Origin of the sequence: Colwellia piezophila ATCC BAA-637, assembly GCF_000378625.1 — a bacterium.
GTDB classification, from domain to species: Bacteria; Pseudomonadota; Gammaproteobacteria; order Enterobacterales; family Alteromonadaceae; genus Colwellia; species Colwellia piezophila.
This window is the reverse complement of the sequence record NZ_KB905172.1, coordinates 62,652-85,548: the sequence shown is the minus strand read 5'-3', so window position 1 is coordinate 85,548 and position 22,897 is coordinate 62,652. Positions and strand designations below refer to the sequence as shown.

At 39.0% G+C, this 22,897-nt stretch carries 22 protein-coding genes and 2 riboswitches; of the genes, 9 read left to right on the top strand and 13 right to left on the bottom strand.

Annotation, left to right across the window (positions count from 1 at the left end):
* Positions 1-152 precede the first annotated feature (152 nt).
* Complete coding sequence (locus F580_RS0119485) at positions 153-1,847, top strand: RluA family pseudouridine synthase (protein WP_019029433.1); 1,695 nt, start codon at positions 153-155, stop codon at positions 1,845-1,847.
* Between the two features lie 86 nt (positions 1,848-1,933).
* Here F580_RS0119485 and F580_RS0119480 read toward each other — a convergent pair whose 3' ends face one another.
* The 3 genes from F580_RS0119480 to F580_RS26475 form a co-directional block, all read right to left on the bottom strand.
* Positions 1,934-2,143: a helix-turn-helix transcriptional regulator gene (locus tag F580_RS0119480; RefSeq protein WP_019029432.1), complete on the bottom strand. Its 210-nt coding sequence runs from the start codon at positions 2,141-2,143 to the stop codon at positions 1,934-1,936.
* Complete coding sequence (locus F580_RS0119475; RefSeq protein ID WP_019029431.1) at positions 2,140-2,562, bottom strand: hypothetical protein; 423 nt, start codon at positions 2,560-2,562, stop codon at positions 2,140-2,142. Before F580_RS0119475 ends, F580_RS0119480 begins: the two co-directional genes overlap by 4 nt.
* 115 nt (positions 2,563-2,677) lie before the next feature.
* Entirely contained in the window at positions 2,678-2,845 is a 168-nt protein-coding gene (locus F580_RS26475; protein ID WP_019029430.1) for a hypothetical protein, read from the bottom strand.
* Between the two features lie 253 nt (positions 2,846-3,098).
* On the opposite strand from F580_RS26475, the gene F580_RS0119465 reads away from it, so the two are divergent.
* The gene (locus F580_RS0119465; RefSeq protein WP_019029429.1) at positions 3,099-4,430 is read left to right on the top strand and encodes a hypothetical protein; all 1,332 of its coding nucleotides are present in this window, start codon (positions 3,099-3,101) and stop codon (positions 4,428-4,430) included.
* Positions 4,431-4,540: 110 nt separating this feature from the next.
* Here F580_RS0119465 and F580_RS0119460 read toward each other — a convergent pair whose 3' ends face one another.
* The 5 genes from F580_RS0119460 to F580_RS0119440 all read right to left on the bottom strand — a co-directional run bounded on the left by F580_RS0119460 (position 4,541) and on the right by F580_RS0119440 (position 10,086).
* Positions 4,541-6,430 (bottom strand): TonB-dependent receptor domain-containing protein, encoded by a 1,890-nt coding sequence (locus F580_RS0119460; RefSeq protein ID WP_019029428.1) that lies wholly within the window; start codon positions 6,428-6,430, stop codon positions 4,541-4,543.
* A gap of 36 nt (positions 6,431-6,466) precedes the next feature.
* Positions 6,467-6,612, bottom strand: a riboswitch (cobalamin riboswitch).
* A gap of 38 nt (positions 6,613-6,650) precedes the next feature.
* Positions 6,651-7,508, bottom strand: coding sequence for a cobalamin-binding protein (locus tag F580_RS0119455; protein ID WP_019029427.1), 858 nt, complete (start codon positions 7,506-7,508; stop codon positions 6,651-6,653).
* 79 nt (positions 7,509-7,587) lie between these two features.
* Entirely contained in the window at positions 7,588-8,205 is a 618-nt protein-coding gene (gene cobO, locus F580_RS0119450) for a cob(I)yrinic acid a,c-diamide adenosyltransferase (RefSeq protein ID WP_019029426.1), read from the bottom strand.
* A 71-nt stretch (positions 8,206-8,276) separates the two neighbouring features.
* Positions 8,277-9,263 (bottom strand): FecCD family ABC transporter permease, encoded by a 987-nt coding sequence (locus F580_RS0119445; RefSeq protein WP_019029425.1) that lies wholly within the window; start codon positions 9,261-9,263, stop codon positions 8,277-8,279.
* The gene (locus tag F580_RS0119440) at positions 9,256-10,086 is read right to left on the bottom strand and encodes an ABC transporter ATP-binding protein (RefSeq protein ID WP_019029424.1); all 831 of its coding nucleotides are present in this window, start codon (positions 10,084-10,086) and stop codon (positions 9,256-9,258) included. The genes F580_RS0119445 and F580_RS0119440 overlap by 8 nt, the downstream gene beginning before the upstream one ends.
* Positions 10,087-10,165: 79 nt before the next feature.
* Positions 10,166-10,314, bottom strand: a riboswitch (cobalamin riboswitch).
* A 262-nt stretch (positions 10,315-10,576) separates the two neighbouring features.
* On the opposite strand from F580_RS0119440, the gene bfr (F580_RS0119435) reads away from it, so the two are divergent.
* Both bfr (F580_RS0119435) and bfr (F580_RS0119430) read left to right on the top strand, forming a co-directional pair.
* A complete protein-coding gene (bfr, locus tag F580_RS0119435; RefSeq protein ID WP_019029423.1) occupies positions 10,577-11,062 on the top strand; it encodes a bacterioferritin in 486 nt (161 codons plus the stop codon).
* A gap of 11 nt (positions 11,063-11,073) precedes the next feature.
* On the top strand, positions 11,074-11,541 hold the full coding sequence (gene bfr, locus F580_RS0119430; RefSeq protein ID WP_019029422.1) for a bacterioferritin: 468 nt from the start codon (positions 11,074-11,076) through the stop codon (positions 11,539-11,541).
* A gap of 59 nt (positions 11,542-11,600) precedes the next feature.
* On the opposite strand, the gene F580_RS0119425 is transcribed toward bfr (F580_RS0119430), so the two are convergent.
* Complete coding sequence (locus F580_RS0119425; RefSeq protein WP_019029421.1) at positions 11,601-11,795, bottom strand: (2Fe-2S)-binding protein; 195 nt, start codon at positions 11,793-11,795, stop codon at positions 11,601-11,603.
* Between the two features lie 544 nt (positions 11,796-12,339).
* Positions 12,340-13,566 carry a threonine/serine exporter family protein gene (locus F580_RS0119415; protein WP_026301548.1) on the bottom strand — a complete coding sequence of 409 codons (1,227 nt, stop codon included), beginning with the start codon at positions 13,564-13,566 and terminating at the stop codon, positions 12,340-12,342.
* 100 nt (positions 13,567-13,666) lie between these two features.
* Between F580_RS0119415 and F580_RS26470 the strand changes: the two genes are divergently transcribed.
* The 3 genes from F580_RS26470 to F580_RS0119400 all read left to right on the top strand — a co-directional run bounded on the left by F580_RS26470 (position 13,667) and on the right by F580_RS0119400 (position 16,100).
* Positions 13,667-13,840, top strand: a complete 174-nt coding sequence (locus F580_RS26470; protein ID WP_157443185.1) for a hypothetical protein — start codon at positions 13,667-13,669, stop codon at positions 13,838-13,840.
* A gap of 99 nt (positions 13,841-13,939) precedes the next feature.
* Complete coding sequence (locus F580_RS0119405) at positions 13,940-14,710, top strand: class II aldolase/adducin family protein (RefSeq protein WP_019029417.1); 771 nt, start codon at positions 13,940-13,942, stop codon at positions 14,708-14,710.
* A 214-nt stretch (positions 14,711-14,924) separates the two neighbouring features.
* A complete protein-coding gene (locus F580_RS0119400; protein WP_019029416.1) occupies positions 14,925-16,100 on the top strand; it encodes a mandelate racemase/muconate lactonizing enzyme family protein in 1,176 nt (391 codons plus the stop codon).
* Positions 16,101-16,147: 47 nt separating this feature from the next.
* Here the strand turns inward: F580_RS0119400 and F580_RS0119395 are convergent, their stop codons facing one another.
* Positions 16,148-17,128, bottom strand: a complete 981-nt coding sequence (locus F580_RS0119395) for an amidohydrolase family protein (protein WP_019029415.1) — start codon at positions 17,126-17,128, stop codon at positions 16,148-16,150.
* A 60-nt stretch (positions 17,129-17,188) separates the two neighbouring features.
* A complete protein-coding gene (locus F580_RS0119390) occupies positions 17,189-17,929 on the bottom strand; it encodes an SDR family NAD(P)-dependent oxidoreductase (RefSeq protein ID WP_026301547.1) in 741 nt (246 codons plus the stop codon).
* A gap of 140 nt (positions 17,930-18,069) precedes the next feature.
* On the opposite strand from F580_RS0119390, the gene F580_RS0119385 reads away from it, so the two are divergent.
* Positions 18,070-18,540: a DUF3010 family protein gene (locus F580_RS0119385; RefSeq protein ID WP_019029413.1), complete on the top strand. Its 471-nt coding sequence runs from the start codon at positions 18,070-18,072 to the stop codon at positions 18,538-18,540.
* Positions 18,541-18,731: 191 nt separating this feature from the next.
* Entirely contained in the window at positions 18,732-20,528 is a 1,797-nt protein-coding gene (locus F580_RS0119380) for an acyl-CoA dehydrogenase C-terminal domain-containing protein (protein WP_019029412.1), read from the top strand.
* Positions 20,529-20,918: 390 nt separating this feature from the next.
* Here the strand turns inward: F580_RS0119380 and F580_RS0119375 are convergent, their stop codons facing one another.
* Positions 20,919-22,610, bottom strand: coding sequence for a dipeptidyl-peptidase 3 family protein (locus F580_RS0119375; protein ID WP_019029411.1), 1,692 nt, complete (start codon positions 22,608-22,610; stop codon positions 20,919-20,921).
* Positions 22,611-22,897: the final 287 nt, after the last annotated feature.

Here is a 22,897-nt window from a genome sequence, read left to right as displayed (position 1 = left end):
GCTAAAGGCAGTGATATTTTTCCATTGTCCTCATTCTGACAAAAGACTAAAATAGCGATGAGGCTTAGCTTATTCAGCCGCACTTTTATGTTCGATGTCTGTTTTTAGCTTCGATATACTCCTCTTTGATGTACCAGTTTTGAGTGTTACCTATGCAAATGATTGAGCCCTGTTTTACCCGTTTTAAATCCGCTATTGATTCTTATAGTTTACCTGAGCGTTTTACTTTCCCTTTTTATTATCAGCCTGATCCTTTGTGTTTATTAGCCGCAAAAGAGTTACAAGATAGTTTAGTGCAACTGCCTGCATCGCTGTTTGATTATAGTCAAAGTGGCAAAATGTTTGGTGTGCTGTTAGTTAAAAATAATCAGGGCGAACTAGGTTACCTTGCTGGTTTTTCAGGCATGATGACACAAAGTGAAGAGCTGCGTCACTTTGTACCACCGGTAGATGACTCAACCAATGCCGAGTTCTTTAAAAAAGAACAAAAAGTAATTAACGCCCTTAATGCACAAGTTACTTTATTAGCAGCTAATCCAGATGTTATCAAAAAACAGCAGTTTTTAGCCGAGCTTTCAACTTCTGCCGAACAAGCTATTACTCAACAACACAGTAAAAACTTAGTGCAAAGACAGGCAAGAAAATCTCGACGTGCCTTAGCTGAAAAATCGTTGTCAGCGCATGACTTTACTCAGTTGAAAGAGCAGCTAGGGAAAGAAAGTGTTGCGGATAAAAACGAACTAAAGTACTTAAAACTCACTTGGCAAGAAAAAACAATTAAAGCGCAACAAGCCGTAGACAATTTACTTGATGTAATTACCTCGATAAAAAATAAAAGAGCGTCAATGTCTAAAGCACTGCAACAGAAGTTGTTTGAGCAATATCGTTTTTTAAATATTAATCAGGAGGTTAAGAATTTAACCGATTTGTTTATTGATACCGCTTTTCATCAAAAATATGGCGTACCGCCAGCAGGCGCGGGTGATTGTGCTGCCCCTAAATTATTGCAATACGCCTTTAAAGTGGGTTTGAAACCTATCGCCTTAGCCGAGTTTTGGTGGGGCAAGTCACCAAAATCTGCAGTAAGGCAGCATAAAAATTTCTATACTGCCTGTATTGGCAAATGCCAACCTATTTTAACGCATATGCTCAGTGGTATGCTTATCGATGACAACCCACTGTTGCAAGGTTTATCAAAAGATAAAAGCGTAGAAATTATCTATCAAGATGAGGTGATGGCCGTGATCGATAAACCGAGCGAACTTTTGTCGGTACCCGGTAAAAGTATTAGTGACTGTGTTTATAGCAGAATGAAGTTACTCTTCCCCAAAGCAACCGGGCCACTCATCGTGCATCGTCTTGACATGTCGACTTCTGGTTTGATGGTCATTGCGTTAACTAAGCAAGCTCATAAGAATTTACAGCAGCAGTTTATCAAACGCACTGTAGAAAAGAGGTACGTTGCTTTGTTATCTGGCCGCCCTAAACAGCTATTAGATCAAGTAGAAGGTTTGATTAATTTACCCCTAGCGGGGGATTTCGACGATAGACCTAGACAAATGGTTTGTTTCGAAACCGGTAAAGCGGCAGAAACAAAATGGCAGCGAGTTGGTTTTGAAGAGCAAGATGGCAAAACGCTAACGAGAGTACATTTATATCCTAAAACAGGGAGAACTCATCAACTGCGAGTGCATTGTGCACATCACTTAGGGTTTAATACACCAATTGTTGGTGATGATTTATATGGCACTAGAGCGAAACGATTACACTTACATGCTGAAAAATTAACACTTAAACATCCATCAACAGATGAAGTTATGGCGTTCTCTGCCGCTGCGAAGTTTTAAATCCTGAACAATATAACTAAAGACGTTAATAAAGTGTGCTACAAATCTTATTAACGCTCTATGGTTTTAGTTTAATCACACCTTCTTTAGTTTTCTACGGTTTCGACTTGATCTTGAAAAATCTCTTCTATGGCTAAGTCGAACAGCCTGGCCGCTTTAAATGCTAAAGGTAAACTCGGGTCAAACTTACCCTTTTCAATGGCATTAATCGTTTGCCTTGATACATTTAAGGCACTCGCCAGTTGAGCTTGTGTCCAGTCACGTTCGGCACGTAACACTTTTAAGCGATTTTTCATTGGTACTTCCTATGGCCTGAGATCACGGCCAAGCCATAGGTTATTACCATTAAGAACACTATATGAGGTATTTCTGGTTGATAAGTAATTAGCTTTATATCTTCTAATAATTCATAACTTAAGCCAACAACTAAGCCTACGCCTAAGGCTAATGCCATGGCTTCTAGCAATATTATTCGCTGCATTTCATCTAGACCCCGTAAATAATCTCTATTGGCAACTAACATTTTAAAACCGACAGCAAGGTTTATCAACACCGCTATCATTGTTAAAACCGTGTTGAAGTCCCAAATGAATTTTGGCGCAAAAGCGGCTATAGCCATGGAAACTACCCAAGAAATAGTCCAATTCCTTAACGTGATGGTATTGGCATTATTTTTGGTTTGGTAACTACTATTATCACATTCTTGTTTTGACATAAGTAAACTCTCTTTGATTAAATGTAAAGTTCATTTGACTTTTATTATGACGTCTATAATTATAAAGTCAAGCCTGCTTTACAAAAAGAGTGGTTTTGTTGTCTTATTCTGTTTACTAAGGGGCTAAAAGTGAAAATTTGTTTTGGTAAAAAAAACAGGCATAACCTGCAGTAATAACCATGCCAAGGTCAATTGCCAACAGGATGTTTTTTCCACTATCAAGCAAGGCGAGTAATCCGAAAATAGTGAGAATGATAAAGCTAATCTTTAGTTTTTTCTGCATATCAATAATGATTGCTAATTATAAGATAAGTTATTGTCAAAACTAACTATTGTGATTGTATTTTTAACATTACTCGCGGTTATTTTTTTGAGTGAATTGTCATAACAAAAATAGCTAATCTAGTTCAAAGCTGGGTATAATTATGATGAACATTTTTTGTCTGCGTCATGATGATTTTCAGATTAGACTGCCGAGGCAATGGCATCGAAAGCATATTACCTAATTTTTGAAATAGCTCCTTAAGGATTTTCCCTTGAATAAATTTTTAATCTCACCTTTATTGTTAACCATGTTTATTCAAGGTTGTGGTGGCAGCTCATCTAGTGCCCCAGAGATACCAGTAGAACCTGTTGAATACAACTTCTCTTTAACCTCAAAATTAACCAATGATTGTGGTATCAGTAGTGCTTTTACTAAGGTTGAATTGTTACTGCAAGATGACACTTGGCAAACACTTGCAAGCTATAAACCCGATGAAAATGGTGTTATTAGCTTTGTTACGACCAATGAGTTTATTAACTATACCTTAGTGGCTAAAAACCAGCAGGGCACTGACGTTGAGGGGTTAAATGTTGTTAGCTTTTATCAAGCCAGTAGCGCGACACCAGCGCACTACCAAGGGCAGTTTGATGAGATGCTAGATGGTCTTAATGATATGACTTGTGAGTGTGTTACTAAAAACCTTGAATTAACGCACCTTACCTTTGAGACTCAAACCTCAGTAACTAGCTCATTAGAGTTTGTTCGTGCTACAACCGATAAAGGCACTACTTTATTTGAAGGCGTTAAGGTCTGTGGCACTTCAGAAGGTGTTTGGCCTTTAAGTTCATTTTCAGTTTTAGGTACAAATATTAAAGGTGAAGAGTTTGGTGTAGCGGGTTTTATTGATTACTTTCATGTTAACGATGATGTTTGGCGGTTACCAGCTTTTGACCAGGCAAATGAACTATCATTAAGTCATCCTTATCAAGATACGAGCAATAGCCAGTTAATTAAAGACGTTAAACATTTCCTTACCCAAGCCACTAAAGAGCAACAGAGCTTACTTATTTTTGATACCCACGACTATGCTAATGTTGGTGAAGCATATTATCAGTCTCAAGCCAGTGTCACCTTTAAGCTTAATGACGGCCTTTACAAAAGTGCAATTAGTAAAAACATCCACCAAGTAATTTCAACCAGTGCCAGTGACTCTTTAATTTTATTGGCAGGTCAGCATCAACCCGCATTTGACTACCCTGATTTTTCAGAGATTAAGTCTGACTATAGCTATGACTATAGTGCTGTTGCCGGTTATCCGATGGCCATTATTCATTTTGTTTTTACTGATTTAGCCATGCCGGTAAAGTGGACTTTTTATGGCCCTGAAAAAGGATTGTTAGCGATAAGTGCGCCATTAAAAGGCTATGACGATATTATTAATACTGATTCCGAACCAAAGACTATCGATGTGCGGTTAATTAAAAGTAAGTTGGCCAATAGTTACTCAGATTACATTAAACATTACCAAGCTGACAGTGCTTTGGATTTGACTAATGATTTTGTCAAAGAGATGACAGCAGCAGAGCTCGCTCTTAAACTTTAATGAACTTGTTTTTTATTAACGTAGTTTTAGTCAGCCTATTCTAAGTAATAAAAAAGCCTGCAATTGCAGGCTTTTTTAGTTTTAATCGGTTTTATAAATCTAATATAAGATTAGAATTTATAATCCAGGGTTATGCTGTAACCACGTTCTGCGCCTGGGTATTCACTGGCTGTTTGGTATTTTTTATCAGTAAAGTTAGTGATTTTAGCAAATAAACTTATTTGACTACTTAGTCGGTAATTTACCCCAACATTCAATAGGGTATAAGCTTTAAGCGTTTTTTCTTGCGCACCGGCACTATCGTAGCTACTACCTTGATAATTTACATCAAAAGTAAAGTCTAACTGTTCAAGGTTATAGATAAAGTTATAGTTAGCTGAAAAGTTTGGCCGTCTAGCTAATTGCTTGCCGGTGTTTTTATCTTCGGCGTCAACGTGGCTTAATGTTAACCTGTTGCTGGTATCCGCTATATCGGCGGTAAATGTTGCTTCTGCGCCAAGTATTTCAGCTTTTGCAATATTATCAGGTAGCCAAGGGCTGAATGGATCAGAGCTATCTAAAGGTGCCCATTCAATTAAGTTATCAATATTGGTTTGATAGATTGAAAACTCTGCAGAGAAACTATCATGTTGGTAACGGGTTAAAAACTCTGTGCTATCAGCTGTTTCTGACACTAGGTCAGGATTGCCTGAGTAAGGATAATACAAGTCATTAAAGCTAGGGGCTTTAAAAGCCGTGCCATGGCTTAATGAAAACAATAACTGCTCACTGACCTGATAACCTGCCGCTAATTGGTAGGTAGTTTCACCAGTAATGTCACCAACTTTATCGTAACGCACTGAGGCTTCAAGTTTTACCTGCTCAATATCATGACGACCAGTAACAAAAAAGGCGCTAGCATCACGGCTTGTTTCGTCATAGGTATTATTACTATCAATACTTTCGGTATACCACTCCACCCCAACGGTTACTTCTGATGAGTCAGCAAATGGCAGTTGTGCTAATGCCGTTACTTGATCACGGGTTGTGGTGAATAAACTGTTTGGATTAATAAAACCATTGTCATCATTGTAATCGCTATAGTTATCTTCACTGCTATCTTGAGAGGTGCTTAAACCTAATTGTAGATACACTTGCTCAAGTTGCAGGTGATTTCTTAGTAAGAAATGGTAATTCTCGTAACTAGTTTCATCACCACTCCACATAGTATCGGCATCTATTTCGGTGGTGCCTTGATCATATTGGGTATTTAACTCAAGCGCGTATGCTTTGGTAAATTGGCTAGTACCGGAAAGACCCACTGATTGACGGTCATAACCATCGTTATCACTTTGGTCTACGGTAAACATGTTGGTACCATTAGGAACAATCACATCAAAACCATCTGATTTTTCAATGCTAGCACTTAATGTATAACTATGGTTCTCGTTACCAAAGCCTAGCGCGCCATAACCTTGGTGTAAGTTATTACTACCAAGCTTGATTCCCGCTTGGCCTTCACCGGCACTTAAATCTCTAGTAAATATTTGTATTACGCCGCCAACAGCATCCGAGCCCCATAAGGCAGCTCTTGGTCCTCTGATGACTTCAACACGCTCAATTAATTGCACAGGGATATCTGCAATACTTTTAACGCCCAGGGTAGCTGAGCCGACGCGAACACCGTTTACAAGTACTAGGATATGATCTGAGTTAGTACCACGAATGAATACAGATGCTTTGTGTGCTGAAGTGCCTTGCGTGGTTATAGATATACCAGCAACACGGCTAAGTAAATCGCTAATTGATAGCGGTTGAATTTGTTCAATGTTTTCACGGGTGAATACATCGACAGCGGCTAAAGTGTCAAATTTATCTTGAATACTACGATTGGCGGTAACGACAATGGTTTCATCCGCTTTAGCTGCTTTACTAATTAGCGCGGTGTTATTTTGCTCGGCAGAAGAAACTGATGTGTAAAGTAAGCTGCTAATACTTAGTGCTATTAATGTTTTTTTCATGTTGTCCTCAGTTATAAACACCCACCGTGTTTACAATGATTAATTTAATTCTAGGCCGGTCTCCGGACTTGAGTTACAAACCTGTAACTCATACCGTTGCGGGGGCAGTATTGCTTTAACCAATTTCCCGTTTCACCCTTAACTTTTTAGTGAGGTAAATTACCATTCACCAGTAACGTTATTAGGCACCTAAAATACTTCTTATTGACTAGCGGTTAGGCTAGTTATGCTTTTGGCGCAAGATCGTTCTTGTTGTATCGATTTTTGCACACAAATCTTTTAATGCCGTTAAGCTGCGAATCGACATGCGGTGCATGGCATCGGCATCGGGCTGAATTATTTGTTTGTTGGCTACCGCAGGGATTATCGACCAGTCTTGCCAGTTAAAACCTTCACGTTCTTTTTGGTTTATCGACAATGGCTGAATAATAACTTGTACAAAGGCCGGCAATACTTGTTCAATACTAATCTGCGGATAGGGCGTTATGACTTGTTCAAAGGGATTTTTAACTTGGCAAATATTTAGGAATTGCTGTGGCCAACTGCCTTTGGCGATAGTTGTTAAAGGCCTAGACCAAAGTTCGTAAAAACCAGTTATTTCACTTTTACCTTGATAGTTTTTGGTTATTTCAGCGAGCTCTTGTTCAAATTTTTGTGCTACTTGTTCACCTTGAACAGTATGGCCGGTAAGTTGAGCAAAGTGGCGAAGCTCATTGGCTATATCTTCAAAGGTGTGTGGCTGAGAGTAAACAATATTGAAGCCTAATTGTTCTAATCGGGCTAAGTCATCACTTGGGTTACCACTTTTCCAAGCAATAATTAAGTCTGGTTGCAATTCAATAACTCGCTCAAGCTGTAAACGAACATAATTACCTATTCTCGGAATTGCTTTCGCTTGCTCTGGATAATCGGCAAAGGCAGTGGTACCAATAATTTGCTCACCAGCGCCAACATCATAAAGCATCTCAACAATATGCGGGGCAAGGGCGATGATAGTTGGCTTCTGCTGATTAGTTAACTGAGCATAAGCTGAGCTTGAAATAAGCAGTAAAGTCAAAAGTAGTGAGATTAATTTCATGGTGTTGCTTTTTTTGTTATATCGAAAGAGCAGCGCCCAAGTTATTCAGCGCCGGTGATTACTAAAGTGATTTAGCCCTTTACCAATCAATGCCTTTTTGCGCCTTAATGCCACTATCAAAAGCATGTTTGATTGATTGTATTTCGCTAACCGTATCAGCAAGGTCAATAATAGCGCGATGACAAGCTCGGCCAGTAATAATGACGTGCTGATGCTTAGGACGGTTGTTTAATGTGTCGATAACCTCATCTAAATCGAGATATTTATACGACAACATATAGGTCATCTCATCAAGTAGTACTAAATCAAGTGTCGGGTCGCTGAGTAATTCTTTACACTTGAGCCACACTTGTTTTGCTGCGGTGATGTCTTTTTCTTTATCTTGAGTATTCCAAGTAAAACCTGTGCCCATGACACTAAATTTAACCCCTGCATTTTCAAGTAATTTTCGCTCACCACAAGCCCAGGTACCTTTAATAAATTGCGCGACAGCAGCATTAAGGCCGTGACCAACCGCACGAGCAACGGTGCCAAAACCCGAGGTGCTCTTACCCTTACCATTGCCAGTAATAACAATCAGTAAACCGCGTTCTTCGGTGGCATTATCAATGCGAGCATCAACTTTATCTTTCAGCTTTTGCATTCTTTGTTTATGCTTATCAGAGGTGCTGCTGGCAGTTGTTTTTTCATCGGTCATAGGGTTATCTCTACTGTTCTAATTGATTAAACGTTGAGTTCTTAAGTTTTGATTCTTTAAGTAGTCATTTATTAGCTTATCGCGCGTGAGCGATACATGATAAATAAGAAAAATATACTGCCCAGGGCCGAGGTAATAATACCAATGGGGATTTCGGCGTGCGGCAGTGATGAGCGGGCAATAACATCCACCCAAATAAGGAATATTGCGCCAATTAACGCGCTGCCAAGAATGAGCTTGAGTGTGGTTACGCCAATGAGTTGCCTAACAATATGGGGGATCATCAAGCCAACAAACCCTATGCCACCACAATAAGCGACGATAGTGGCCGTTAGTGCTGCGCAAATACCTAACATAAGTAGACGTAATTTATCGACGTCAACGCCTAAGCTAGCTGCACTTTCATCGCCTAATAGTAGCGCATCAATTTGTCTATGTAGGGCAATGACGGTGATTATGGCGATAACTAATATCGAGGCAATGACGTAAAAATTACTCATTTCAACCCGAGCTAAGCTGCCCATAAGCCAGAATATAACGCGGTTAGTCGCAAAGGGCTCGCCAAAATATAAAATGAATTGCGTAATGGATGCCAGCATAAATGAAACGGCAACCCCGGCGAGTAACAATTGCTCCATACTGCGCAGTACTTTAGCAATGAATACGACAATCATTACCGAAAATAATGCGCCTAGAAATGCCGCTAAGGGCAGGGCTATGGTCAAATTATCAGCTAGGGTGATATTGGCAATGGTTGCTCCTAAACCAGCACCAGAAACAATGCCAAATAAGTAAGGGTCTGCCAAGGGGTTACGTGTGGTGTTTTGCAAAATAGCGCCTGCAATAGCTAAGCCCATTCCCGCCACCATAGCCACGAGTACTCTTGGAATACGGACTTGCCAAATAACGACATTGGCTATCGGATTTTGACAACTGCCCAACAAGCAGGTAATTAACTCTGAGGAGTCGATATCAGCAGGGCCAAATGTTAGCGCTACAATTGCCGATAGAATCATTAAAGCAGTTAATGCCAGTAAAATAGAGGAAACCTTATTCATCAAGAGGCTCCGAAGCACGAGTTTTTTTTTGGTTAATTTCGTTTAGGTAGAAAGAAACTTGGGTAGCGCCTGTTATCGAATCAATGCTTTGTTGGCAAGGTAAGCCAAAGACTTTACTTAATTTATCAGGGGTGAGGACTTCTTCAGGGCTACCGTCACAAATGAGTTTTCCTTGGTCTAAAAGTAATAATCGTTGGCAATATAAACTGGCTAAATTGAGATCATGTACGGTCATAATTACGGTGATATTGAGCTTGTTTACCAACTGCAATACCTGATGTTGGTAATAAACATCTAGGTGGTTAGTTGGCTCATCAAGGATCAATACTTGGCTTGCTTGCACCAACGCCCTTGCAATTAATACTCGCTGCTGTTCGCCACCAGAAAGTAAACTGAAATCGTTGTGTAGTGCATGATCTAAGCCCACTTTGGTAAGTGCTAAATTGATTTGAGCTTTATCATGATCGCTATCGAGTGAAAAAAGGGTTTTATGTGGCAATAAGCCCATTTTCATCACATCTTGCACCGACAAGGCAAAAATCGAGTCATTTTTTTGCATGACAACCGCAAAGTGTTGGGCAATTTCTTTAGCACTGAACTGAGTGATAGCTCGATTTTTTAGATGAACGCTACCGCTAATATTACGGCTAGCGAGAATATTGCCTTGATTAGTTAGGCAGCGCAGTAGGCTAGTTTTACCCGCACCATTGGGGCCAATAATACCGATCACTTCACCTTTACGAACATTAAAATTAATGTTTTGTAATATGGATTTATGCTGAACTTGCCAGCTTAGCTGAGAGATATTAAGGAGTGTCGACATAGTAAAATCGTGTTTTCCCGCACGGTGAAAATAATACTAGCCCATATAAAACAGTAATCATTTATATAGGGGTGTATGAGTATAGTTTTCTGTATTAGCTATCTGACTTAGAGGGGGCTTTTTGTAAAAACACCAATTTACTCTTTTACAGTTGCGGGCACAGTGACGGATTTACACCATCTTCGTTAACACAAAAACTTTTTAGGCGCGGATTCTAACGCTATTGACGGCTATTAGCAAGATTTAGATGTTTAGATGGCTATTAGTTATCTGGCTTTGCTTTTTTTAGACTATTTGTTGGTGTGTTTTAACGTAATGAACATAGCGTTTTTATTAAATTCTAGTAATGCAAATGCTAATGGTTTTCACTTAAAAAATAAACACTTAGTAACTCCAAAACAAGAGATTAACTCGATAAATTTTTATCTTTCTACTACGCTTTAGGCAACTGTATTTCAGTGTGTTTCCACACCTATTAAAGAGGCGTCAGATGAAAGGTAATACTAAAGTTATAGCGAGCCTAAATGGCTTGTTACACAATGAATTAGCCGCAATTGATCAATACTTTACTCATTCACGCATGTATCAAGATTGGGGCTTAGATAAGTTATTTGAACAACTCGATCATGAAATGCAAGAAGAAATTACCCATGCAGATGCATTAATAAAGCGCATTCTATTCCTAGAAGGCACGCCTAATTTAACGGATCGTCGAGATCTGCTGATTGGTAATGATGTGCCTAGCATGCTTCAAAATGATTTAACCCTTGAAATGGAAGTGGTGGCAGCGCTAAAAGCGACCATTACCTTATGTGAAAGCGTAGGGGATTTTCAAAGTCGAGAAATTTTAGAGAAGTTACTTGAAGATACCGAGGAAGATCATGTTTATTGGCTTGAAAAACAACTCGGTCTTATCGGTAAAGTAGGGCTACAAAACTATATCCAGTCTCATATGGGTCAACATCTGCCAGGATAAGGGGAGTCATAATGAAAGGTAACAAACAAATTCTTACGCTACTCAATAGTGCCTTGGCCATTGAGTTAATCGCAATTAATCAATATTTTTTACATGCCCGTATGTATAAGAACTGGGGCTTGGATAAATTGAATAAAGCTGACTATAAATTATCAATTGAGAAAATGAAGCAAGCGGATAAACTCATAGAGCGGATATTATTCTTAGAAGGCTTACCTAATTTACAAGACTTAGGACGTTTACATATAGGTGAACATGCAACCGAGATGCTGCAATCGAATATGGATTTAGAGTATGTTTCTCGTAAAACTTTACAAGCACTTATTGTCGAGAGTGAAAATCTGCAAGATTATATCAGTCGAGATTTAGCGGAAGACTTATTGGAAAATGTTGAAGAACAAATTGATTGGATAGAATCGCAGCAATATATTATTGGCCATGCAGGTATCGAGAATTATTTACAGTCGATGATGGATTAGCGGTAATCAGGCGATCGGTGTGCTAATAAAACATTACATCTAATGAGTTTTTGGTCAGTTTAGGCAACTTGGGGCTGTGCTTCTGCAATTTGCATTAGCTTTTTATTGAGTACGCGTTTGGCACACTGACAGCATTTACCACATTGCGAGCCAACATTAAGTTCTTTAGTTAACTGCTTCATAGTTTCTGCGCCGTTATCTATTGCGGACTCAATTTGTGTGTCGGTAACACCATGGCAAATACAAACGTACATACAACTCTCAACTTAGGAAAAACGTTTCGTTAATATCGCATATGATAACCTTAATGATAATAATTATCAATAAGGTTCTTTTGTAGGGAAATTAACGGTTTAGTGTTTTATGCAAAACGATGAACTATTTTTTCAGCAGTTTATGAACAAAAACCATAGTGATAAGGTGGTTTACTTAGCATTCACTATCGTAAACTGAACACTATAAAAGCAATATACGCGTTACCATTCAAGATGCAGGTTTCAGAGTGTTTGAGCAATTTTAATTCAAGGCGCTGTGATGAAAGAATGGTTATTCCATTGTAAGTCACAGCAACGATGAAGTAATGTTGCTCAAGCGCTTCTTCGATGGGTTTAAAATGACTTAACACCGCGTTAAATAAACAAAACATAGAATGACTTAGCTTAGCTTATTTTACTTGTCTAAAGTCATTTTAATTCCCACTGAAATCCTGCACTTTGATTGGTGACGGGTATATACGCGAAGATAAATTTACTAGCTCGCTTGAACATTAGAGCAACGGAGCGAGTGATCTTCCGGTAATTATAACGTTTTACCGTGTGGTAATACTGCATTGGAAAAGATAATACCTGCAACGAGTGACATAAATATCAAAAATGTTTGCGAGCCTAAATCAGGGACATTTAGCATATTCTGCCCAGAAATAGCACTATTTAAACCAATATAGACTTTAGATCCCGGCACCAGTACAACCAAACCAAGTATTCTTACAATACTCGAAGGTAAGTTCATAATTCGAGAAAACATATTACTGTATAATCCGAGGGCGAAAGCGCCAACAAAAGCACCTAAGGCGACACCTAAATAGGTACTTGCCCAGATGCTAACACCAAAGGCGATATAGCCGGCAATCATGCCCCAAGGGGCGTCTTTTAACCTGACTTTAAATAGCACAACTAAACTTGCTGATAAGGTTGTTACTGCAACCCATGAGGTCCACACTGGCATAGTTTCAGGAGGAACAAAGACCGCGCTACCCCACATCAAGTTACCTAATGCCATACCCAAGACGGCACCAAAATAAAGCTTAAATAACATCATGATACTGTCCATGATACGCGCTGTACCTGACATTAAATGTCGCGCAGCAAGCTCAGATAAACCAACGGTTAGTGATAACCCCGGTATAAAGACTATGATACTTGAGAGGATAACCATCGGTATATTAATACTCGGGTCAAATATCGATATGGCAGAGGCTAACAGCGATGCTGATAGCGCGGCCAAGGGCTCAAGTAAATCTGTCATACGGCGAGATTTTTCAGCCCAAAGCACAAAGCCAAAAATAACCCAACCTAAGATGGCCGACCAGAAGACATCGTGCCAACTGGTATGCATTAACATAGCAAAAGCACCACTTGAAGCGCCAAAAGCTAAAAAGGATAAAAAGGTGCCATAGGGGGCAGGTTTATTTTTTACTTCAGCTAAACGCTCAATCGCTTCTGCAAGCGTACGCTGACCATTTATTAATTCATCAACCAGTTCATCAATGCGCGCTAATGAGCCAAGATCGATATCACCAGGGCTAACACGTACTAAATGATTATATTGTTGATCATCTTCATCATCAGATAATATAAAGGTAAGTGCAGTAGGTGTTATGATAAATGAAGCGCGAATATCAAGAAATTTAGCAATAGATAATAGGTTGTCTTCTAGGCGATAAGCGGTAGAGCCTAGCTTATGTAAAGCTTTGCCTAATTTGATGATAAAGCGACGTTTTTGGTAAAAATTATCGGGTTGCTGCATTGCGATATTCAATGGTAAGTTGCACTGCCTGCTATGGTAATCGATTTTGTTAAAACTGGGTATAAAAAAGTTACTTAAAAAATAAATAAAAGAGAAATAAATGACTTTAATAATTATATTAGCGGCTGTTTTTTTTGCAGTTTTTTTGATGGTCACTTTGGGAGAGAAGTTTGGCAAACCCATGACTGATGAACAACAACATAAATACAGTAAAATAATACCTATACTGGTATTTGTCTTAATAGTCGCGGCCATTATCAAAATGATGCTGTAAATAGCTTTAAACGACTTTATAGCTTGATCTTCATCAGGTAAAATCAGCTATATTATCTACTTTTCTAAACTATTTACTACAATGAAGAGAGTGCTTGAAATGCAGCAACTGCCTCAACTTAATTTAAAGAACAAAGTATCCGCACAAGAATGGCAAATACGTGTCGACTTAGCGGCTTGTTATCGTTTATTACAAATGCATGGTTGGGATGATCTGATTCATACCCATATTTCAGCACGTATTCCCGGCACCGAGCATATTTTGATCAATGCTTTTGGTTTAGCTTTTGAAGAGATAACCGCCTCCAATTTAGTGAAAATTGATATCGATGGCAATATTATTGATAAAGATTGCCCGTTTGAGATAAATCCCGCTGGTTTCACTATTCATAGTGCAGTCCATCAAGTACGCCATGATGATATTTGTGCCTTGCATATACACACCAATGAGACTATTGCCGTAGCCAGTGTCGAAAAAGGTTTATTACCAATAAGCCAGTATTCAATGTTTGCTTTAGCCTCGATGAGTTATCACGATTATGAAGGCTTGGCGGTTAACGATGAAGAAAAGCTTAGATTGCAAAATGACTTAGGAGATAAAAACTTTATGTTATTGCGTAACCATGGCGCCTTAACTATGGGCAAAACCATAGGTGATGCGTTTATGCATATGTATGATTTAACCCGTGCCTGTGAAATCCAGTTAAAAGTAATGGCATCAGGTATGAAGCCCATTTATGCGCCACAAAGTATTATTGATGGTATTAAAGCGCAAGCAAATATTGTTCATGATGGTGAAACTGGCGGTCAAAAAGCATGGCCAGCTATGTTACGTCGGGTCTATCGTGCTGATCCAACTTTCGCAGAGTAGTGCTAATCTTTTTGCTGTCTAACCCAATTTAGGCGTCATAAGTACTCATTGACTAGCGTCAACTCCGTGCATTTTCCTTTAACTTGAACGATACATCGTCAAGAAAGATGACTACTTCTTTTGAACATAAGTATAAAATTTATTAAAAATTTAAAAATAAGAGTTAACTAGATAGAAGTTAACTAAATAAAGAATTAACTTAATCGAGAAAAATATGAAAGTTACCCACGTTGAAGTTTTTGATATCCATTGCCCTAAGCGCATTGGCTGGAACCCTGTTTTTATCCGTATTCACACTGATGAAGGTATTAGTGGTGTTGGTGAAGCGGGTTTAGCTTATGACTGGGGTCATAGTGCTGCTGCAGCCATGATTAAGGAGATCAGTGAAGCGATACTTATCGGTTTTAATCCTTTTAATACCGAGCTATTATGGTCACGTATGTTACGCGAAAGTTTTTGGGGTTTAGGCGGCGGTCCGGTGTTGTATTCCGCGATGAGCGCTATTGATACCGCACTTTGGGATATTAAAGGCAAAGCGTTGGGTGTGCCGGTTTACCAATTATTGGGCGGCAAGGTAAATGATAAATTACGTACTTATGCCAGCCAACTGCAGTTTGATTGGGATGTCGAAATCAAGAAGCTCATTGAGCCGGAGCAATATGCAGAAGCGGCATTAAAAGCGGTGGCACAAGGTTATGATGCGGTAAAAGTTGACCCTATTGTTTATAACGGTGATGGCAGTTCATCTTTTGATCGCACTAAATTATTTACTAAACCTCAAATGCGCTTGTTTGGTAATAGACTACGCGCTATTCGTGATGCTGTTGGTGAAGATGTTGATATTATTTTTGAATCGCATTCCTTAATGGGCGCTGCCTCGGCTATTCAAATGGGCAGAATTGTCGAAGAAGTTGGCTGTATGATGTATGAAGAGCCAGTCAACTACTTAAACCCAGCCGTACATAAAAAGGTTTCGGATAATGTTAATGTGCCAATTGCCGGTGGTGAGCGTTTGTACCATAGATGGGATGTTAGACCTTATTTTGAAGATCAAAGCATTGATGTATTACAGCCTGATGTTGGTTTATGTGGTGGTTTCACCGAAACGAAAAAAGTCTGCGACTATGCTGATGTTTACGATATTCGCATTCAGGCACATGTTTGTGGTGGGCCGGTAGCAACAGCAGCATCTTTGCACTTAGAAACGGCTATTCCCAACTTCTTAATACATGAGCATCATACCTATGCGATTAAAGACTGGAACAGGGAATTGTGTTTACAAGACCCACAACCGGTAGATGGTTTTTTCCAAGTAACAGAAGTACCAGGTATTGGTATTGAACTTAACGATGCAATAGTGAAAAGATCGCCAAACGTGACTATAAAATAGGCAGTTTAATAGCCTGTTTATCTTAGCTTTACTCTATAGGTAAACGGCTATATTTTATAAATACCAAGCGCATTGTCATAGAGCAATGCGCTTTTTTCATTTTCACTACACTGCTTTATTACCGATGATTCAAGGATGTCTTGCCAATAATCGGCATAACTCTTATTACCTAGCTTATAACCTAACGCCTCGCCTAGCCGCTTACCGAGTAAGCACAGCGGGAAATTACTGGCTAACATTACTCGTTCAATTGAAAACGTCTCTATACAAAAGTTTGTTACCGCTGAAAACCAAGACATTTGATATTGTCGGTCTGCCATCTCCCAGCCAGAACACTTAATAAATACATTTGGGTACTTAGCGAGTTCGCTTATATGCTTTTTCCATAAGCGCCAGTCATTACTATAGAGAGTAGTTGGCGTTTTTTTAGGTGGCAAGCCTGCATGATTGATGATAAAACGAAGCTGGCTATTATTTGCGATAGTTTGGATTAATAGTGGCATCACTTTATTGGCACTGTCATCAGCCAAGGACAATTGCAGCTCAAATATAAAGTCAGTTATTTTATTCAGGCTAGCAAAGTTTTGTTGGGCGTTTTGATTGCTTAAAATACTATAAGCTTGCTCATCAAGAATATGGCGAGCGCCAATCATACTTGCGTGTTGCTGTAATTTATCTAGTGTATTGTTAAAGTCTAAAGGCGATGCTAATAGGTCAATGCTAGCTACCGTTCTACTCTTTGGATAAGGCACGCTTTCAATGGCTAGATTATCAAGGGATGAGTTTTCGAGGTATTCAAGTTCACGCCAAGGTTTAGCATTATCAAAACCCGCTTCGATATGAACAAAACCACTAAGGTTTATGTTACCCGCGATGGCTAGACTATTGGTTAAATCATCAATTGAAAAGTTTTTTTGTATGATGGATTTATCAGGCCAAAAAGGAGGGTTTTGAGATTTAAGCCAATGGTAATCTCCACTCGAACGGTCAAATAAATGCAGATGCGGATCAATGATGTGAACTGTCATAACGTTATTGTAGAGACCTTTATATATGTAAGTCTTGTCTGTTACGGGAACTTGTATTTATTATTGCGCGGTATAACCGCCATCAATGACTTGCAGGCTGCCGGTGATGAATTTAGCCTTATCTGAAGCTAAAAATAGTACTAACTCAGCGACTTCTTCTGGCTGCCCTAAACGTTGCAAGGGTTGTAATTGCTCTTCTTCAAGGTGTACTGCGGCTTTATCTGCACCGGACTTCTGACAATAATTATCTATCGCTTGATGGTACAGCGGCGTTTCAATGGTACCAGGACAAACAGCATTGGCACGAATGTTATAGCTGGCGTAATCAAGGGCTGTGGTTTTAGCGATAGAGGCGAGGGCACTTTTACTCAAGTTATAAGCAAAAGAGTTATGTTTGGCCACTAGTGCTTGATCTGACGCCATCAACAGGATAGCACCATTCCTATTAGCCTTCATTGATGGTAATACTGCCTTGATTGCCGCATAAGCACCTTTAACATTAATGTTAAATACTTTATCTAAATCATCTTCACTGGTATTTTCAATATTGGCGGAAAAATGAATGCCGGCATTAGAAATTAAAACATCAATAGTATGGTGTGTAGCAATATCAGTAATAATTTCGGAAACTTGTTGGATGTTAGTGACATCACATTGGCGGTACTCACTTTTGCAGTCAGCGCCAGTAGGAGAGGGTGATAAATCTAAATTAAACACTAGATAATTATTCTCAACGAAGAGCTTTACAATACTTAAACCAATACCCGAGCTACCACCGGTGATCACACATACTTTCTTCATTAAATTTACTCAGTTAACGCAATTATAATAAATGATACCTGTAAGCTTAGCCAAGTTCCACAAAGTTCAGTTAACTTCCATTTACTTATGATGGTGGTTTGCGTGTATAATATTGGCAATTCGTTTAATGAGGTTTTTCCATGAGAGCTTGTGGTGTAGAAATTAAAAGTAATGATGCAATTATTTGCATCGTGTCAAAAGAAAATAACTTGTATGATATCCCTCATACGCGCGTACAAAAAATTAGCCTTGATAATGCCGGTGATGCAGAACAAGTGCAAAAATTTCAATTTGCTTTTGCCAAGTTGATGGAAGATTACCAAGTTACTCACGTACAAATTAAAGGCCGTGCTTTAAAAGGTAAATTCTCAGGTGGACCTATTGGCTTTAAGATTGAAGCGGCTATTCAGTTAATTAGTGATTTAAACGTGGAAATTTTATCGGGTAGTTTTATTAAAAAAGAACTATCGAGAAGCCAAATTAATATCGATTTTCGTGACACTGGTTTAAAGCAATATCAAGAGCAAGCGTTCACCACCGTATTCGCTTACTTAGAGTCTCAACATAATGCTTATAACGTACAGCCTGAAAGTAATAATCAAGCAGATTAAACTTTATTGTGCTGTGATTTGTGCATTATTTGTAAAATTATATAAGCTTAGTGATTAACGTCACTAAGCTTTTTTTATTTATGCTATTTAAAAAGTGCCAATAACATGATTTAATCAAACAACTGTTTGAACAGGTCTGACCTTAGACCAGTATGTTTATCAAACCAAAAAATTAACCATTGGAGAAAATCATGCCAGAGTATAAAGCACCGATCAGAGACATTAAGTTTGTAATGCAAGAGTTACTTAATTGCGATAATCATTATCAAAAATTGGGTTATGAAGATGCTAGTTTAGATATGGTCGATGCCATTATTAGCGAGGCAGCAAAGTTTACTGAGCAAGTTGTCGCCCCTATCAATCAAATTGGCGATGAACAGGGCTGTACCTGGACTAATGGTGAGGTGACGACCCCTGACGGTTTTAAAGACGCTTATCAGCAGTATGTTGCCGGCGGTTGGCCAACATTAGCACAAAGTGTTGAATTTGGTGGACAAGGTTTACCGCATTCATTAAATACCGCAATCACTGAGCTTTTCTCTAGCGCTAATCATAGTTTTGCCATGTACCCAGGTTTAAGTCATGGCGCATTAGCAACTATTGAAGCTCATGGTAATGAACAACTAAAAAATCAATTCATCCCTAAATTAGTAGAAGGGTCTTGGACGGGAACAATGTGCTTAACTGAATCACATTGTGGTACTGATTTAGGCATGTTACGTACCAAAGCCGAGTTAAATGATGATGGTAGTTATTCTTTAACCGGTTCAAAAATATTTATTTCTGCCGGTGAACACGATCTATCTGACAATATTGTCCATATTGTTATTGCCAGAATTCCAGGATCGCCAGAAGGCAGTAAAGGTATTTCGTTATTTATTGTGCCTAAGTTTAATGTTACCGATGATGGTGCTATTAGCGATCGTAATGCAGTTTCTTGTGGCTCAATTGAACACAAAATGGGTATTAACGCGAATGCAACTTGTGTGATTAACTTTGATGGCGCTAAAGGTTATTTAATTGGCGAAGTCAATCGTGGCTTAAATTGCATGTTTACCTTTATGAACGTTGCCCGTTTGGGCGTGGCTACTGAAGGAGTTGCAGCAGCAGAGGCATCATTTCAAGGCGCATTAGCTTATGCCAAAGATCGATTACAGATGCGTTCTTTATCGGGCGTTAAAAATCCTGATGGTCCAGCCGATGCAATAATAGTTCACCCTGATGTTCGTCGTATGTTGTTAACACAGAAATCTATTGCAGAAGGTGGTCGAGCACTGATTGCTTATTTAGCCCAATTAGTCGATATCGGACATGCGAGTACATGTGAAGAGGAAAAAGCAGCGGCAGAAACTAAACTGGCGCTATTAACACCTATTGCTAAAGCTTTCCTTACGGAGCTTGGTTTAGAGTGTACTAGTCATGGTGTGCAAGTTTTTGGTGGCCACGGTTTTATTAAAGAGTGGGGCATGGAGCAACTAATGCGAGATACAAAAATTAGTTGTTTATATGAAGGTACTACCGGTATTCAAGCCTTAGATTTGTTGGCTAGAAAGATATTAGGCTCTAAAGGAAAAATCCTTAAAGCTTTTGGTAGTGAAGTCACTAAATTCTGTTTAGAGAATGCTGAAAACGATGCTATGCAAGAGTTTATTCAACCCATTATGAGTTTTGGTGGCGATTGGCAAAAAATGACCGAGAAAGTCGGTGAAAGAGCAATGAAAAATCCAGACGAGATTGGCGCTGCTTCGGTTGATTATTTGATGTATTCAGGTTATTTAACCCTGGCTTATTTTTGGGCGAAAATGGCAAAAGTGGCGCAAGATAAGCTCGAAGAGGGTAGTGATGAAGAGGCCTTTTATCAAGCAAAAATTAAAACTGCCCGTTTTTACTTTCAACGTATATTACCACGCGCCAAAGGTCATGCTGCTTGTGTTGAAAATGGCGGTGAATCGATGATGGCGTTAGATGCAGATGATTTTTCTTTTTAAATTATTTTTAAGGGCAATGTTTGTTAAGCGTTAAAGTCCTTTATTAATACCAATTTGATTAAACTTCTTCCCAACTCAGAGCTCTGCTCAATGTTCAATAACAAGGGGGATTTGTTTCGGTTTAGTCATTCTAAATCAAATAAATTTAACGATGTTAGTGGGCATAGAGCAAGCTCCCAGAGGGCGAGTTTAAAAGGCTTATATGCTGCGTTATTGATTTTGACAAGGGAATAACCATTCTCTTCAATCAATGCCTTGCCTCTAAGCCTTTTAATTCTCGCTGAGTGGGAAAGAACTTAATCAACTTGGTATAACACTAATAAAAAAGCGCCTATCGACTAAACTCGATAAGCGCTTTTTTGTAGCTTGTTATTCCTTACATATAAAGGATTAAAGTCCCAATACTTGCTTACCTTGCTTGAAGACAATATCTACTGGGATTTGAGCTGCTTCTAAACGGGCTAAATCGGCAGCAAGGGTTTCACCAATAACGCCGCTTTCTTTCACTAATTTATCCACACCTTGATAATCACCATTACCTTGCAGCGTTAATATCAGTTCAGACAATGAGTCTATTGCTGCGGTCATCTTATCAACATTGATGCTATATAAACCTTGTTCATTACGGCTAAAAGCACCTTTTTCTTGGAAGTAGTTAAAGCGCACCATGTTGGCTTTACCATGGGCAGAGCTTGCGCCAAAGCGAATGGAACGGAAAATTCCAGCCAAAAATGTAGTGTAATAATCTTCTAAGGTACCTTCAGTGATTGCGCCTTTATTAAGTAACTGACGAATCATGTATAAACCAAGAATGTCGGCTTTGCCTTCTTCTAATGCTGAAGCGTGTTCTTTTAATGCTTGGCGAACCGGCCCTTGACCATTAAGGGTGTTCTTAATACCTAAACCATGCGCAACTTCATGAAACATGGTATTGGCAAAGAAACCGGTAAACGTTACGTTTTTACGCTGTTCAGGCACAATGAGCGTATCAGCGATAGGCAACATGATGGCATCAAACTTAGCACGCATAGCATTTTTCAACTGTAAACGTCTGGTGCCCTTTTTTAGTTGTACTTCTTCATCATTAGGTAAGTTAATGGCGATAGTTTTACTGCCAGCATTAGAATGACCGGCATAATAAATAACATCATAAGCATTTAGGTCAGCATCAGAGCCGGGTACTTCAGCTTTATATCTTTTTGCTACTGGTAAGCCCTTTTGTAATTCAGGTAAATACTGTGCGTATTTAGCCAGTTTCTCACTCCATGCTAGGTCTTTAATTAATACGTAAGATTCAAAGGCTGCACGATAGCCGTAAAGTTGGTCTTCATAGCTTTCAATGGGGCCGATAACCACATCAATGGGGTTGTTTTTCATGTCCATCCAAGCGTAATCGGATGCTTGATATTCATCAGTGCGTAATGCTTGAGCACGCATGGTGAGATAATTAGCAAACTCTTTATCATCGGCAAACTTTGCCGCCTCATCCAGTATTGCGGCAGCACGGTTCATTTTGTCATGGTAAACTTCAGAGTAAGCAACGCTTATCAATTTACCTTCACTGTCACGTTGGACAACGGAATAAAGACCTTTTTTATCGCTAAAGTCACTTTGCTCAAATTCGGACTTAGTCATATCGCTTGGATAGAATTCTGCGCCGTGTGCTTTTGTCGTTGCTTGAGATAAGAACACTTTGTCGCCATTGAGGCGATCCCATGGACCGTAGTTAACTTCAGCAAAGCGGCGGGTCTTTTCATCACTAATGCTTGCTAAAAAAGTTTTCTTATCTTGTGAATAGGCTTGCAGCCAAAATAAGTCATCCATTATTTTAGAGGCATCAATAAGTAAAGATATCATTTGCTTTTGGTTTGCTGATAAATGGCTTAAATCGGCACTGAGGGTGACTTCTTTATATATATTTAAACGACTTTCAAAGCCGGCAAGTAGCTGAGGCTGGTTCGCTTCACTATTACTTTGTAGGTTTTTACCGGTGTTTTTTTCATCGGTATTATTACAAGCCGTTAACGTTGCGCTCGCCAGTAATACTACCGCGGCTATTTTTGTTAGTTTTAGTGCTTTCATAGGAGGTCTCTATCAATAAGTTGCTTAGAGACTAAAAAAAAACTGACGGGAGTGCAATAGAAAATAAAAATTAAACATGAGGCTAGCTGTAAAAATCACGCTTTGGTTTAAAGTTGAGCTAAAGTTGCGTGACAGTTGCGTTAAATCGAGCTAAAGGCAAGACAGAAAAAAGGAGCAAGCAAGGCCAACATAACAACAAAAGGGGAATTCCAGGCATAAAAAAACCGACTTAAGTCGGTTTTTAAATGAAAAATATAGTGCACTACATTTTTTATTTCATAAAAATA